The organism is Agrococcus sp. KRD186, assembly GCF_017168255.1.
Taxonomy (GTDB): domain Bacteria; phylum Actinomycetota; class Actinomycetes; order Actinomycetales; family Microbacteriaceae; genus Agrococcus.
Window position 1 is genome coordinate 580,614 of sequence record NZ_JABFAP010000001.1, and the last position, 15,224, is coordinate 595,837.

Annotated in this window: 13 protein-coding genes; 9 read left to right on the plus strand and 4 right to left on the minus strand. The window is 70.2% G+C overall.

Annotation, left to right across the window (positions count from 1 at the left end):
* Window positions 1-18: 18 nt before the first annotated feature.
* The 4 genes from dnaE (at window position 19) to J1M46_RS02950 (ending at window position 6,434) form a co-directional block, all read left to right on the plus strand.
* A complete protein-coding gene (gene dnaE / locus J1M46_RS02935) occupies window positions 19-3,528 on the plus strand; it encodes a DNA polymerase III subunit alpha (protein ID WP_206446457.1) in 3,510 nt (1,169 codons plus the stop codon).
* Between the two features lie 82 nt (window positions 3,529-3,610).
* Window positions 3,611-4,948 (plus strand): histidinol dehydrogenase, encoded by a 1,338-nt coding sequence (gene hisD, locus J1M46_RS02940; protein ID WP_206446458.1) that lies wholly within the window; start codon window positions 3,611-3,613, stop codon window positions 4,946-4,948.
* On the plus strand, window positions 4,948-5,418 hold the full coding sequence (nrdR, locus tag J1M46_RS02945; protein WP_206446459.1) for a transcriptional regulator NrdR: 471 nt from the start codon (window positions 4,948-4,950) through the stop codon (window positions 5,416-5,418). The genes hisD and nrdR overlap by 1 nt, the downstream gene beginning before the upstream one ends.
* Window positions 5,415-6,434, plus strand: coding sequence for a quinone-dependent dihydroorotate dehydrogenase (locus J1M46_RS02950; protein WP_206446460.1), 1,020 nt, complete (start codon window positions 5,415-5,417; stop codon window positions 6,432-6,434). The genes nrdR and J1M46_RS02950 overlap by 4 nt, the downstream gene beginning before the upstream one ends.
* A 9-nt stretch (window positions 6,435-6,443) precedes the next feature.
* Here the strand turns inward: J1M46_RS02950 and J1M46_RS02955 are convergent, their stop codons facing one another.
* Window positions 6,444-7,004, minus strand: coding sequence for a DUF3043 domain-containing protein (locus J1M46_RS02955; protein ID WP_206446461.1), 561 nt, complete (start codon window positions 7,002-7,004; stop codon window positions 6,444-6,446).
* An 85-nt stretch (window positions 7,005-7,089) separates the two neighbouring features.
* Here J1M46_RS02955 and J1M46_RS02960 point away from each other — a divergent pair, with 85 nt between their 5' ends.
* The 5 genes from J1M46_RS02960 to ctaF all read left to right on the plus strand — a co-directional run bounded on the left by J1M46_RS02960 (window position 7,090) and on the right by ctaF (window position 12,081).
* Window positions 7,090-8,532, plus strand: coding sequence for a M20/M25/M40 family metallo-hydrolase (locus J1M46_RS02960; RefSeq protein WP_206446462.1), 1,443 nt, complete (start codon window positions 7,090-7,092; stop codon window positions 8,530-8,532).
* A gap of 33 nt (window positions 8,533-8,565) precedes the next feature.
* A complete protein-coding gene (locus J1M46_RS02965; RefSeq protein WP_092919127.1) occupies window positions 8,566-8,907 on the plus strand; it encodes a HesB/IscA family protein in 342 nt (113 codons plus the stop codon).
* 153 nt (window positions 8,908-9,060) lie between these two features.
* A complete protein-coding gene (gene ctaC / locus J1M46_RS02970; protein WP_241248990.1) occupies window positions 9,061-9,936 on the plus strand; it encodes an aa3-type cytochrome oxidase subunit II in 876 nt (291 codons plus the stop codon).
* Window positions 9,936-11,660, plus strand: coding sequence for an aa3-type cytochrome oxidase subunit I (gene ctaD, locus J1M46_RS02975; RefSeq protein WP_206446464.1), 1,725 nt, complete (start codon window positions 9,936-9,938; stop codon window positions 11,658-11,660). Before ctaC ends, ctaD begins: the two co-directional genes overlap by 1 nt.
* Before the next feature lies 1 nt (window position 11,661).
* Window positions 11,662-12,081: an aa3-type cytochrome oxidase subunit IV gene (ctaF, locus tag J1M46_RS02980; RefSeq protein ID WP_206446465.1), complete on the plus strand. Its 420-nt coding sequence runs from the start codon at window positions 11,662-11,664 to the stop codon at window positions 12,079-12,081.
* A gap of 102 nt (window positions 12,082-12,183) precedes the next feature.
* Here the strand turns inward: ctaF and J1M46_RS02985 are convergent, their stop codons facing one another.
* From J1M46_RS02985 to J1M46_RS02995, 3 genes are read right to left on the minus strand one after another with little or no spacing between them, the layout of a single operon-like run.
* Window positions 12,184-13,866, minus strand: coding sequence for an FAD-binding dehydrogenase (locus J1M46_RS02985; RefSeq protein ID WP_206446466.1), 1,683 nt, complete (start codon window positions 13,864-13,866; stop codon window positions 12,184-12,186).
* Between the two features lie 20 nt (window positions 13,867-13,886).
* Window positions 13,887-14,285 carry a globin gene (locus J1M46_RS02990; protein WP_241248991.1) on the minus strand — a complete coding sequence of 133 codons (399 nt, stop codon included), beginning with the start codon at window positions 14,283-14,285 and terminating at the stop codon, window positions 13,887-13,889.
* Window positions 14,285-15,211 carry a mechanosensitive ion channel family protein gene (locus J1M46_RS02995; protein ID WP_206446467.1) on the minus strand — a complete coding sequence of 309 codons (927 nt, stop codon included), beginning with the start codon at window positions 15,209-15,211 and terminating at the stop codon, window positions 14,285-14,287. The genes J1M46_RS02990 and J1M46_RS02995 overlap by 1 nt, the downstream gene beginning before the upstream one ends.
* Window positions 15,212-15,224 lie beyond the last annotated feature (13 nt).

Genomic DNA, 15,224 nt, shown 5'->3' on the forward strand with positions numbered 1-15,224 from the left:
ACGTAGGATCGAGGTGCCATGGCAGAGAACTTCGCGCACCTCCACGTCCATACCGAGTACTCGATGCTCGACGGGGCGGCCCGCATCACCGACCTCATGCAGGCGGTGCAGCAGGAGGGCATGCCGGCGGTCGCGATGACCGACCACGGCAACATCTTCGGCGCCTTCGAGTTCTGGAAGGCCGCGAAGGCGCACGGCGTGAAGCCGATCATCGGCACCGAGGCGTACATCACGCCCGGCACGCACCGCAGCGACAAGACGCGCGTGAAGTGGGGCGGGCAGGACGCCAAGCCCGGCGACGACGTCTCCGGCAGCGGCGCGTACACGCACATGACGCTGCTGGCCGAGAACAACGAGGGGATGCACAACCTCTTCCGGCTCTCGTCCTACGCGTCGATGGAGGGCTTCTACTTCAAGCCGCGCATGGATCGCGAGCTGCTCGAGCAGTACTCGGGCGGGCTCATCGCCACCACCGGCTGCCCCTCCGGCGAGGTGCAGACGCGCCTGCGGCTGGGGCAGTTCGACGAGGCGCTCGCCGCCGCGGCCTCGTACCGCGACCTGTTCGGCGCCGAGAACTACTTCCTCGAGCTGATGGACCACGGGCTCGAGATCGAGCGCCGCGTGCGCGACGGCCTGCTCGAGATCGGCAAGCAGCTCGGCCTGCCGCCGCTGGCGACGAACGACCTGCACTACACGCACGCTGAGGATGCCAAGAGCCACGAGGCGCTGCTGTGCGTGCAGTCGGGCTCGACGATGGACGACCCGAACCGCTTCCGCCTCGAGGGCGGCGGCTACTACGTGAAGTCGGCCGCCGAGATGCGGCACCTCTTCCGCGACATGCCGGAGGCGTGCGACAACACGCTGCTGATCGCCGAGCGCTGCGATGTCGAGTTCGACACCAGCGCCAACTACATGCCGCGCTACCCGGTGCCGGAGGGCCACGACGAGCACTCCTGGTTCCGCCACGAGGTGCAGGTCGGGCTCGAGAAGCGCTACCCGAGCGGCATCCCGGATGCGGTGCAGGCACGGGCCGAGTACGAGATCGGCGTGATCTCGAACATGGGCTTCCCCGGCTACTTCCTGGTGGTCGCCGACTTCATCAACTGGGCGAAGGACAACGGCATCCGGGTGGGCCCTGGCCGCGGCTCCGGTGCCGGCTCGATGGCCGCCTACGCGATGCGCATCACCGACCTCGACCCGCTCGAGCACGGCCTGATCTTCGAGCGCTTCCTCAACCCCGACCGCGTCTCGATGCCCGACTTCGACATCGACTTCGACGACCGGCGCCGCGGCGAGGTCATCCGCTACGTGACGGAGAAGTATGGCACCGAGCGCGTCGCGCAGATCGTCACCTACGGCACCATCAAGCAGAAGCAGGCGCTCAAGGACGCCAGCCGTGTGCTCGGCTTCCCCTTCGGCATGGGCGACAAGCTCACCAAGGCGATGCCGCCGGCGATCATGGCGAAGGACATCCCGCTGGCCGGGATCACCGACCCGGAGCATGAGCGCTACAAGGAGGCGGGCGACTTCCGCGCGCTGCTCGAGACCGACCCGGATGCGAAGACCGTCTACGACACCGCCCTCGGCCTCGAGAACCTCAAGCGCCAGTGGGGCGTGCACGCCGCCGGCGTCATCATGTCCTCCGACCCGCTGATCGACATCATCCCGATCATGAAGCGGGAGCAGGACGGCGCGATCATCACGCAGTTCGACTACCCGGCGTGCGAGTCGCTCGGCCTGATCAAGATGGACTTCCTGGGGCTGCGCAACCTCACCATCGTCTCGGATGCGCTCGACAACATCCGCGCCAACCGCGGCGAGGAGATCGACCTCGAGACCCTCCCGCTCGACGACCGCGGCGCCTACGAGCTGCTCGGCCGCGGCGACACGCTCGGCGTCTTCCAGCTCGACGGCGGTCCGCTGCGCTCGCTGCTGCGGCTGATGAAGCCCGACAGCTTCGGCGACATCTCGGCCGTCATCGCGCTCTACCGGCCCGGCCCCATGGGCGCCGACTCGCACACCAACTACGCGCTCCGCAAGAACGGCCAGCAGCCGATCACGCCCATCCACCCAGAGCTCGAGGAGCCGCTGGCCGACATCCTCTCGGAGTCGTACGGCCTCATCATCTACCAGGAGCAGGTGATGGCGGTCGCGCAGAAGGTGGCCGGCTACTCGCTCGGCCAGGCCGACATCCTGCGGCGCGCGATGGGCAAGAAGAAGAAGGAGGAGCTCGACAAGCAGTTCGAGGCCTTCTCGGGCGGCATGCGCGAGCGCGGCTACTCCGCCGCCGCGGTGAAGGCGCTGTGGGACATCCTGCTGCCCTTCTCCGACTACGCCTTCAACAAGGCGCACTCCGCCGCCTACGGCGTCATCTCCTACTGGACGGCCTACCTGAAGGCGCACTATCCGGCCGAGTACATGGCGGCGCTGCTGACGAGCGTCGGCGACTCCAAGGACAAGATGGCGATCTACCTCTCCGAGTGCCGACGCATGGGCATCACGGTGCTGCCCCCGGATGTCAACGAGTCGACGCTGTACTTCACGGCCGTGGGCAACGACATCCGCTTCGGCCTCGGCGCGGTGCGCAACGTCGGCGACGGCGTGGTCGAGGGCATCATCGGCGCGCGCGAGCGCGAGGGCGCCTTCACCTCGTTCCACGACTTCCTGAAGAAGGCGCCGCTGGGGGTGGCGAACAAGCGCACCGTCGAGTCGCTCATCAAGTCGGGCGGCTTCGACACCATGGGCGCCACGCGGCGCGGCATGCTCGAGATCCACGAGGATGCGGTGGACGCGGCCGTCTCCATCAAGCGCAATGAGGCGAACGGGCAGGTCGACCTCTTCGGCGACATCTTCGATGACCTCGACACCGTCGCCGACCGGGTGCCGGAACGCCCGGAGTGGGGCAAGCAGGACAAGCTCGCCTTCGAGCGCGAGATGCTCGGCCTGTACGTCTCCGACCACCCGCTGTCGGGCCTCGAGCTCGAGCTCGCGAAGCACGCGACGCATCAGATCCAGGAGCTGAACGAGTCGGTCGAGGACGGCGACCACGTCGCCATCGCCGGCCTCATCACCAGCGTGCAGCACCGGGTGGCTCGCAACTCCGGCAATCCCTACGGCATCATCGCCGTCGAGGACTTCAGCGGCGAGCTCGAGATCATGGTGCTGGGCAAGACGTACACGGAGTACCGTGCGGCGCTGGTGGCCGACCAGGTGGTGGTCGTGCGCGGTCGCGCGCAGACCCGCGATGACAGCATCACGGTGCGCGCGAACAGCATCGACACGCCTGATGTGCAGCCGATCGACGACACCCGTCCGCTCGAGCTGCGCATCCCGGAGCGGCGGGCCTCGATGACGGCGATGCGCGAGCTGCGCGGACTGCTCGAGCGCCACGCCGGGCAGACCGACGTGCGCATCGCGCTGCAGCGGCCAGACATGGAGCGGGTGTTCGCGGTGCCGCTGCGGGTGCGGGTCTCCTCCGACCTGTTCGGCGAGATCAAGAGCCTGCTGGGCCCCGCCTCGATCGCGTAGCCGCCGCACCGCGCCTGCCCAGCACCTCGAGCCGAGGCTCGCTGCGGCGGCGGCTCCGGCGGGGTGCCCTCGACCTGCGAAGATGGACGACGTGCTGCGACGAATCGACCTGACGACCCTGCCCGCCGAGCAGGAGCTGCGCGGCCTGCTGCCGCGGCCGACGATCGACGTGGCGGCATCCCTCGCCGCGGCCACCGAGCTCATCGACGCCGTGCGCGAGCGCGGGGCCCACGCACTCATCGAGCAGGCCGAGCGCTTCGACCGCGTGCGGCCGACCGACATCCGGGTCGGCGAACAGGCACTGACGGATGCGCTCATCGCGCTTGACCCGTCGGTGCGGGACGCGCTCGAGGTCGCCATCGACCGCGTGCGGATCGGCTCGAGGGCGCAGGTGCCGCCCTCGATGGTCGCGCACATCGCCGAGGGCGCAGAGATCGAGCTGCGCTGGCAGCCGGTCGACCGGGTCGGGCTCTACGTGCCGGGCGGCAAGGCCGTCTATCCCTCGAGCGTGGTCATGAACGTGGTCGCCGCGCAGGCCGCCGGCGTGCGCTCGATCGCCGTCGCGAGCCCCGCGCAGGCCGACCACGACGGGCTGCCCCACCCCACGATCCTCGCCGCGTGCGCGCTGCTCGGCGTCGAGGAGGTCTACGCGATGGGCGGCGCCGGTGCCATCGGTGCGCTCGCGCACGGCGTGCCCGCGATCGGACTGGCGCCGGTCGATGTGGTGACCGGCCCCGGCAACGTCTTCGTCGCCGCCGCCAAGCGCGTCGTCGCAGGCACCGTGCGCGTCGACGCCGAGGCCGGCCCCACCGAGATTCTGGTGATCGCGGACGACTCCGCCGATCCCGAGCTGGTGGCGGCCGACCTGGTGAGTCAAGCCGAGCACGACGAGCTCGCCTCTGCCGTGCTCGTGACCGACTCGACCGACCTCGCCGACCGCGTCGACGCATCCGTCACCCGACGTGCGGCCCAGACGCCCGCGGCCGAGCGCGTCGTCGCGTCGCTCACGGGGGAGCAGTCGGCGATCGTGCTGGTGGCCGATCTCGCGGCGGCAGCGAAGGTGAGCGACGCGTACGCGCCCGAGCACCTCGAGATCGTCACGCGCGACGACGACGCGGTGCTGGCGACGGTGCGGCATGCCGGGGCGATCTTCCTCGGCGCGCACACGCCCGTCAGCCTGGGCGACTACGCCGCGGGCTCCAACCACGTGCTGCCGACCGGCGGCCAGGCCCGGCGGGTCGCGGGCCTGGGCGCCGCGACCTTCCTGCGCCCGCAGCAGGTGGTGCGCTACGACCGCGCCGCGCTCGCCGAGGTGCGCCGCGAGGTGACGGCGCTCGCCGCCGCCGAGGGCCTGCCCGCGCACGGCGAGGCCATCGAGGCCCGCTTCGAGGAGCCGGCGCGCAGGCAGGAGGTGCGCTGATGCACTGCCCCTTCTGCCGCAACCCCGACTCGCGCGTGGTCGACTCGCGCACCACCGACGACGGCACCTCGATCCGCCGCCGCCGGCAGTGCACCGAGTGCGGGCGGCGCTTCACCACCACCGAGACCGCGAGCCTCTCGGTGGTGAAGCGCTCTGGCGTGCTCGAGCCGTTCCGCCGCGAGAAGGTCATCGAGGGCGTGCGCAAGGCCGTGCGCGGCCGGCCCGTCACCGACGCCGATCTGGCCGGCGTCGCGCAGTCGGTGGAGGAGACCATCCGCGCGACCGGCGCCAGCCAGATCGACGCGAACGAGATCGGCCTGGCGGTGCTGCCGCCGCTGCGCGAGCTCGACGAGGTCGCCTACCTGCGCTTCGCGAGCGTCTACAACAACTTCGACTCGCTGGACGACTTCGAGACCGCCATCCGCACCCTGCGCGAGGGCACGCGCACCGACGAGGAGCCCGGCGAATGACCGCGTACGAGCTGCTCTTCCAGCACGGCTTCACGAGGGTCGATCCGGAGGCGGCCCATCACCTGGGCGCCACCGCGATCCGGGCCATCGGTGCCGCGCGCCCCGGCGTGCGCACCGACGCGGCGCTGCGCACCCGCGCGCTCGGCCGCGAGTTCCCGACCCCCTTCGGGGTGGCGGCGGGCTTCGACAAGGACGCGACGATGATCGCGGGCCTCGGCGCGCTCGGCTTCGGCCACGTCGAGGTGGGCACCCTGACGGCGCAGCCGCAGCCCGGCAACGACCGGCCGCGGCTGTTCCGCCTCGCCGACGACCGCGCGCTCGTGAACCGGATGGGCTTCAACAACGGGGGAGCGGCCGCCGCGGCCGAGCGCATCGCCGCCGCCCGCGAGGCGCGCTCGCGCCCGGTGATCGGCGTCAACATCGGCAAGAGCCGCGTGGTCGACGCCACCGACGCCGCCGCGGTCGAGGCCGACTACCTGCACTCGGCCAGGCTGCTGGCGCCGGTCGCCGACTACCTGGCGGTCAACGTCTCCTCCCCGAACACGCCCGGCCTGCGCGGCCTGCAGGACGAGCGGCTGCTCGAGCCGCTGCTCACGGCCATCCGCGGCGCCCCCGGCAGCACGCCCGTGCTGGTGAAGATCGCGCCCGACCTCGACGACGAGCAGGTCGCGGGCATCGCCGCGCTCGCCGCCCGCATCGAGCTCGCCGGCGTCATCGCCACGAACACGACCATCAGCCGCGGGGGCCTGACAAGCACGGCGGATGCGGTGGCGCACGCGGGCGCGGGCGGCCTGTCCGGGCGGCCGGTCGCCGCTCGCTCGCTCGAGGTGCTGCGCATCCTGCGCGAGGCGCTGCCGGCGTCGCTCGAGGTCATCTCGGTCGGCGGCGTCGAGACGGCCGACGACGTGCGCGAGCGGCTCGCGGCAGGCGCGGCGCTCGTGCAGGGCTACACGGGATTCATCTACCGCGGCCCGGGCTGGGCGCGCGAGATCAACCGCGGCCTGCTGGCGCGGTAGCGCCCCGGCTCACTCGGGGTACTTGAAGAGCTTCGTCTGCGGCTTCGGCATGCGCATGAACGGCAGCTGCACGGCACGCATGGTGGCGTACCAGCCGTGACCCTTCGCATCCTTCTGCCCGAACTTCGCGCGGATCGCGCGGCGCAGCTGCCACGCCATCAGCACCGAGTCGAGCACCACGACGGCGACGAACGCCCACAGCACGATGTTGGCGATCACGCGCCACTGCGGGTCGTTGATGAACGTCAGCACCAGCACCACGATCATCATCGGCATCGCGAGCGTGCCGATCGACAGGCGAGCGTCGACGAAGTCGCGCACGTAGCGGCGCAGCGGGCCCTTGTCGCGCGGCGGCAGGTACTTCTCTTCGCCGCGCTCGAAGCCCACGCGCGCCTTCTGCCGCTCGGCGCGCATCTTGTCCTGCACCTGGCGGCGGGCCTCCTTGCGGTCCTCGGGCACCAGCGGGCGGCGGTTGCGGGCGACCTGCTCGGACTGCTTCGGCGTGCGCTTGCCCTCGGGCACGCTCTCGATCGGAGCCTTGTCGTCGGCAGAACGGCTGAACAGCGCCACAGGAGGTCCTTCGGAAGATCGGTCGCGGGGGATCAGCCCATCGTACCGCCGACGGCGTGCCGCCTCGCCGCCTAGGATCGTGCGCATGACCGACACTTCCGCTGACTCCGGCGCGCCCTCGGCGCGCGACCTCTCCGACCGCGACCGCGCCGTGCTCGCGGCCGTCGACGCCGGCTTCGACCGGGCGCTCGACGACCTGAAGGCGCTCGTGCGCATCCCGAGCGTGGCCTGGGACGCCTACGACCCCGCGCACGTGCAGGCGAGCGCGGAGGCCGTCGCCGCCCTCGCGGAGGGCACCGGCGTCTTCGAGCGGGTCTCCATCGAGCGCGCGCCGATCGGCGCCGGCGCCGCGACCGACGAGGGCGTCGAGCTCGGGCAGCCGGCGGTGCTGGCCGTGCGCGCGGCCAAGAACGGCAAGCCCTCGATCCTGCTCTACGCGCACCACGACGTGCAGCCGTGGGGCGACGAGGCGCTCTGGCGCACGAAGCCGTTCGAGCCCACCGAGATCGACGGCCGCCTCTACGGCCGCGGCGCCTCCGACGACAAGGCCGGCGTCATCACCCACATCGCCGCCATCCGGGCGCTGGCGGAGATGGGCGATCCCGATCTCGGCATCGCGCTGTTCATCGAGGGGGAGGAGGAGCACGGCTCCCGCTCGTTCAAGCGCTTCCTCGAGCTGCACGCCGACGTGCTCAGCGCCGACCTGATCGTCGTCGCCGACAGCGACAACTGGTCGACCGATATCCCGGCGCTCACGGTCGCCCTGCGCGGCAACGCCGCGTGCAACGTGCGGCTGACGACGCTCGAGCACGCCAGCCACTCCGGCATGTTCGGCGGCGCGGTGCCCGACGCGATGATGGCGTTCTCGAAGCTCGCCGCGAGCTTCTGGAACGCCGACGGCTCGGTCGCGGTCGCGGGCCTCACCGACGCCGACCTCGAGGTGCCAGAGCAGACCGAGGAGCACATCCGCACCGAGGCCGGCGTGCTCGAGGGCGTCGAGCTGATCGGCAGCGGCCCGGTGCTCTCGCGCCTGTGGGGCAAGCCGGCCATCACCATCACGGGTGTCGACGCGCCCAGCGTCCCCGACGCATCCAACACGATCCTGCCGACGGTGCGGTTCCGGCTCTCGGCGCGCATCGCCCCGGGGCAGTCCTCGGCCCAGGCGTTCGCGGCCCTCGAGCGGCACATCGCCGAGCACACGCCCTTCGGCGCGCACATCGCGTACGACAACGTCGACCTGGGCGACCCGTTCCTGGTCGACACGAGCGGCTGGGGTGCCACCGCGGCCAAGCAGGCGATGGCGGATGCGTGGGGCGCGCAGGCGGTCGAGACCGGCATCGGCGGGTCCATCCCGTTCATCGCCGACCTGGTGCAGCAGTTCCCGGCGGCGCAGATCCTGGTGACGGGCGTCGAGGACCCGGGCACGATGGCGCACAGCCCCAACGAGTCGCAGCACCTGGGCGTGCTGCGGAAGGCGATCGGCGCCGAGGCGCTGCTGCTCTCGCGCGCCTCGGAGCGCTCGGAGTAGCATGGGGCACAGGGCTTTCGAGAGGAGCTGCAGATGACGGATCTCATGACGCACGGCGTGAACCTCACCGACACGGCCGCCGACAAGGTGCGGCGACTGCTCGACCAGGAGGGTCGCGACGACCTGCGCCTGCGAGTGGCGGTGCAGCCGGGAGGCTGCTCGGGGCTCATCTACCAGCTCTACTTCGACGAGCGGCAGCTCGACGGCGACGTGGTGCGCGACTTCGACGGCGTCGAGGTCATCGTCGACCGCATGAGCGTGCCCTACCTCGACGGCTCGACCATCGACTTCGAGGACACGATCCAGAAGCAGGGCTTCACGATGGACAACCCGAACGCGGGCGGCTCGTGCGCCTGCGGCGACTCCTTCCACTGACGCCATAGCGCGCAGTCAGGCGACACGCCGTCGATCCACGGATCGGCGGCGTTTCGCGTCTCACGGCCACCTAGCAGGCGTGTGGCAGGAGCCTGAGTCGCGTCTGTGGGTACTAGGATCGAGGCAGACGTTCACAAGAGTCGGAGGAAGACATTGCGCACTCGTCGATCTCGTTGGATCGCGGCCCCGGTTGCCGTCGTGGTGGCACTGGTGCTCGCCGGTTGCACCCAGGCTCAGCTGCAGGGGTACATGCCGTCGACGCCCGGCCTGACGAACCACGTCGACCGCATCATGGGCCTGTGGACGACGTCCTGGATCGTGCTCATGCTGGTCGGCATCCTGACCTGGGGCCTGATGATCTGGGCCGGCATCGCCTACCGCCGCCGCAGGGGCCAGACGGGCCTGCCCGCGCAGCTGCGCTACCACATGCCGATCGAGATCTTCTTCACGATCGTGCCCGTCATCCTCGTCGCCGGCTTCTTCGCGTTCACTGCGCGTGACCAGGCGATCATCGAGGAGCCGATCGAGGATCCCGACTACTCGGTGACGGTCTACGGCAAGCGCTGGGCGTGGGACTTCGTCTACGAGCGCGACGGCCAGGATCCGGTGTACTACCAGGGCCTACAGGCGATGAACGACCCCGAGTCGAACCTGATCGACGCAGAGTCGCTGCCGACCTTGTACCTGCCGACGAACTCGTCGATCGAGATCACGCTCGAGTCGCGCGACGTCGCGCACTCGTTCTGGGTGGTGGAGTTCCTCTACAAGAAGGACACGCTGCCCGGCGTCACGAACCACATGTACTTCGAGACCGGTCCCGACGAGAGGATCCTGCGCGGCAAGTGCGCTGAGCTCTGCGGCGAGTACCACTCGCTGATGCTGTTCAACGTCGAGCTGGTCAGCCCTGAGGAGTACGACGCCTACCTGGAGAGCCTCGAGGCCGAGGGCAACGTCGGAGCGATCGACGAGGCCGTCAACCCAGACATCGGCCTCCGGCCCGGCACGAGCGAGGAAGGCGAGGGCAACTGATGACCGCTACGACAACGCCCAGCACCACGGGGGCTCCCATCAGCCCGAGCGCCCAGCGCAAGGGCAACGTGATCGTCAGCTGGATCACCACCACTGACCACAAGACGATCGGGTACCTGTACCTGATCACCTCGGTGCTCTTCTTCATGCTCGGCGGCGTGATGGCGCTGCTGATCCGCGCCCAGCTGTTCGCCCCCGGCCTGGAGATCGTGCCGACGGAGGAGCAGTACAACCAGCTCTTCACCATGCACGGCACGATCATGCTGCTGATGTTCGCGACCCCGCTGTTCGCGGGCTTCGCGAACGTGATGATGCCGCTGCACATCGGCGCCCCCGACGTGGCCTTCCCGCGGCTCAACGCGCTGGCGTACTGGCTGTTCACGTTCGGCTCGCTGATCGCGGTCGCCGGCTTCCTGACGCCGCAGGGCGCTGCATCGTTCGGCTGGTTCGCCTACACGCCGCTGAGCACCGCCGCGTTCTCGCCGGGCATCGGCGGCAACCTCTGGGTGCTGGGCCTCGCGCTCTCGGGCTTCGGCACGATCATGGGTGGTGTCAACTTCATCACCACGATCATCACGATGCGCGCGCCCGGCATGACGATGTTCCGCATGTCGATCTTCACCTGGAACATCCTCATCACCTCGCTGCTGGTGATCATCGTCTTCCCGGTGCTGGCGGCCGCCATGTTCGGCCTCGCGCTCGATCGCATCTTCGGCGGCCACATCTACGACCCGGCCAACGGCGGAGCGGTGCTCTGGCAGCACCTGTTCTGGTTCTTCGGCCACCCAGAGGTGTACATCATCGCGCTGCCGTTCTTCGGCATCATCTCCGAGGTGCTCCCGGTCTTCAGCCGCAAACCGATCTTCGGCTACAACACGCTCGTCGGCGCGACGATCGCGATCGCGGCGCTGTCGGTCACCGTGTGGGCGCACCACATGTACGTCACGGGCACCGTGCTGCTGCCGTGGTTCTCGCTCATGACGATGCTCATCGCGGTGCCGACTGGCGTGAAGATCTTCAACTGGATCGGCACGATGTGGCGCGGCTCCATCACCTGGGAGTCGCCGATGCTGTGGGCGTTCGGCTTCCTCGTCACGTTCACCTTCGGTGGCCTCACCGGCGTCATCCTCGCTTCCCCGCCGCTCGACTTCGCCATCTCCGACACCTACTTCGTCGTGGCGCACTTCCACTACGTGGTGTTCGGCACCGTGGTGTTCGCGATGTTCTCGGGCTTCTACTTCTGGTGGCCGAAGTGGACGGGCAAGATGCTCAACGACCGTCTGGGCCACGTGCACTTCTGGATGCTGTTCATCGGCTTCCACCTGACGTTCCTCGTGCAGCACTGGCTCGGCGTCTTGGGCATGCCCCGCCGCTACTACACGTACCTCGAGGAGGACGGCTTCACCTGGATGAACCAGCTCTCGACCGTCGGTGCGATGCTCCTCGGCCTGTCGATGATCCCGTTCCTCTGGAACGTCTGGATCACCGCCCGCCTGGCGCCGAAGGTCGAGGTCGACGACCCGTGGGGTACCGGCCGCTCGCTCGAGTGGGCGACCAGCTCCCCGCCGCCGCGCCACAACTTCACGACGATCCCGCGCATCCGCTCGGAGTCGCCGGCCTTCGACCTGCACCACCCGAACGCGGGCCTGCAGTACGGCGTCGGGCCGCTGAAGGATGCCCCGAACCGTCCCGTGCTCGACACTTCGAAGGGCGAGGTGCGCTGACATGCGCTCGAACATCGTCATCATGGCGATCATCGCCGTGTTCTTCTACCTGTGCTCGGCGGTCTACACCGTGTGGCACATGGCCACCTATGAGGGCACCATCGAGTGGGTCGGCACGCTCGGCCTCGGGCTCACCGGTGCGCTGGCGACGCTGATCGGCTTCTACCTCGTGCTCGTCTATCGCGGTCAGGCCGGCGAGTTCGCCGCCGACCGCCTCGACGGCGAGCTCGACGACGACGACCCCGAGATGGGCCACTTCGCGCCCTGGAGCTGGTGGCCGCTGGGCGTCGGCGCCGCGATGGCGCTGATCTTCCTGTCGTTCACCGGCCCCACCTTCCTCATTCCGATCGGCGGCGCGCTGCTGCTGATCATGATGGTCGGCTGGGTGTACGAGCACTACCGCGGCAACTTCAGCCGCTGAGACCGCAGCAGCGCCCCGACCCTTCGCCGGTCGGGGCGCTGTGCTGTGCCGGGACGGCGGCTGAGCCGGTCCGCGCGGAAGGGCGCAGACCGGCCTCGTGCCTCAGACGGCGCGACCGGCCCGCAGGCCCGTGTGGAGGCATCCGCCCAGGAACGTGCCCTCGAGCGCGCGGTAGCCGTGCACGCCGCCGCCGCCGAAGCCGGCTGCCTCGCCCACTGCGAACAGCCCCGGCACCGGCTGGCCGTCGGCGCCCAGTGCTCGCGAGTCGAGGTCGGTCTGGATGCCGCCGAGCGTCTTGCGCGTGAGGGTGCGCAGCCGCACGGCGATGAGCGGCCAGTGCCGCTCATCGAGGATGCGGTGGGGCGCGGCGGTGCGGATCAGCCGGTCGCCGAGGTACTCGCGCGCCCGGCGGATCTCCACCGCCTGCGGGTCGGTCGATGCGGGATCGTCGACGGCGCTGTCGCGCTCCTCGATCGCGGCGACCACGGCCTCCCGGTCGATGGTCGTGCCGTCGGCGCCGCGGCCCAGCTGCTCCATGCGGTCGAGCAGCTCGGTCAGCGAGTGCGCCACGATGAAGTCCTCGCCGTGGTCGAGGAAGGCCTGCACGGGAGCGGGCGCGCCGGGCAGCACCTTCTGCAGCAGCTTGGGAATGCTGCGGCCGGTGAGATCCGGGTTCTGCTCCGAGCCCGAGAGCGTGAACTCCTTCTCGATGATCGAGCGGGTCAGCACGAACCATGAGTGCTCGGCGCCGACCTCGCGCAGGTGCTTCAGCGTCGAGAGCGTGTCGAAGCCCGGGTAGTTGGGGGAGGGCAGGCGGCGGCCCAGGTGGTCGACCCAGAGGCTCGACGGACCGGAGAGGATGCGGATGCCGTGGTCGGGCCAGATCGGATCCCAGTTCTTGATGCCCTCGGTGTAGTGCCACATGCGGTCGCCGTTCACGAGCCGCGCGCCCGCCGCCGCGGCGATGCGGAGCCCGGCGCCGTCGACGTGCACGGGCACGCCGCGCACCGCCTCGGTCGGCGCGGTGCCGAGCGAGGCCGGCCAGAGCTCGCGCACGCGGTCGAGCTCGCCGCCGATGCCGCCCGTGGCGACGACGACGCTCTCGGCGCGGAGCGCGAACTCGCCGACCACCTCGCGGCTGGAGGGCTCGCCCCGCACGGTCACATCGGATGCGAGCCGCTCGCCGGCGACCCCCACCACGCGCCCGTCGTCGGTGAGCAGCTCGGTGACGCGGTGCCGGAACGCGAGCCTCGCGCTGCCGTCGCGCACCGCATCCCGCAGCCGTCTCGTGAAGGGCGCGACCAGGCCGGGCCCGGTGCCCCAGACGATGTGGAAGCGGGGCACGGTGTTGCCGTGGCCGCCCTCGGTGCGGGCACCGCGCTCTGCGTGGCCGACGACGGGGAAGAGCGAGACGCCCAGTTCGCGCAGCCAGGGCCGCAGGTCGCGATGGGCGAAGTCGAGGTACGCGTCGGCCCAGCGGCGTGCCCAGTGGTCCTGGTCGCCGGCGTCCTCGTCGCGGTCGAAGCCGGCGGTGTGCTCCCAATCCTGCCAGGCGAGCTCGAGGGAATCCTCGATGCCGAGGCGGCGCTGCTCGGGGGAGTCGACCAGGAAGAGGCCGCCGAACGACCAGAAGGCCTGCCCGCCGATCGATTGCGGACCCTCCTGCTCGACGAGCGTCACGGTGCGGCCGCGATCGAGCGCCGTGCAGGCGGCGACCAGCCCCGCGAGGCCGCTGCCGACCACGATGACGTCGGTGCTCGGGGTGTCCGTGTCGTGCGCGGCCATGATGCCTCCTCGGCGGGTTGCTAGCGGAACAGCGGGTTGTGGTTGACCATCGCGGTCGCGGCCCGATCGAAGTAGTCGTCGAGCTCTGCCCGGTGCAGCGGTGCGGGCTCGAGCGCGTCGAGCGCGGCCGTCATGCACGCCACCCAGCGGTTGCGGGCGTCGTGGTCGATGGGGAACGGGTTGTGGCGCATGCGCAGCCGCGGGTGCCCGCGCTGCTCGCTGTAGGTGCCCGGCCCGCCCCAGTACTGCATGAGGAACATGCTGAAGCGATCCTCGGCGCCGGCGCGGTCGTCCTGCGGATACATGGCGCGCAGCACGTCGTCGGCCCAGACATGGTTGTAGAACTCGTGCACGAGCCGGCGGAAGAAGTCCTCGCCGCCGACCGTCTCGTAGAAGCTCTGCTGCACCGGCGGCACCATCAGCGCTCCTCCTCGAGACCCTTGACGACGATCTTCTGCAGCGAGGGCAGCGTGACGCCGAGGTCGTCGAGGCCGTCCTTGACACGGCGGCGCAGCTCGCGGGCGACGTCGTACTTCGCGCTCGCGCGCGTCTTCACGACCAGCCGCACCACGACCGCCTCGGCGGAGACCGACTCGATGCCCCAGACCGCGGGCTTGTCGATGATGCGGCCCAGCCAGTCGACATCCTCGCTCATGTCGACCGCCACATCGATCAGCCGCTGCGTGACCGCGTCGATGTCGGATTCGTAGGGCACCGCCTGGTCGATGACCACGCGCGCCCAGCCCTGCGACTCGTTGCCGACCCGCAGGATCTCGCCGTTGCGCACGTACCAGAGCGTGCCGTTGACGTCGCGCACCTGCGTGACGCGGATGCCCACCGACTCGACGACACCGGAGGCCTCGCCGAGGTCGACGGTGTCGCCGATGCCGAGCTGATCCTCGAACACCATGAACAGCCCGTTCAGGAAGTCCTTGATCACGCCCTGCGCGCCGATGCCGGCCGCGGCGCCGAGGAAGCCGGCCATCGCCACCAGCGACGCCGCGTCCACGCCCAGGATGCTGAGGATCAGGATGAGCGCGAACGCGCCGATCACCCACGCGGCGAGCGTGTTGAGCACGCTGCCGATGGCGCGGGTGCGCTGCACCACCCGCACCTGCGCCAGCGGCGAGTTGGCGAGCGCCTCGGTGTCGGCGGCATCCGCCTTGCGCTTCACGCCGCTGACGACGCCGTCGACGACCCGGCGGATGACGAGCTTCAGGATCCAGTAGCCGAGCAGGGCGCCGATGATGACCAGCACGATGCCGATCGGCTGCCCCCAGGCGCCCCACCACGCGCCGACGGCAGCCCAGTCCACGCCGCCGCCCTCCTGGCCGCTCTCACGCATCCGCTCTGCTCCT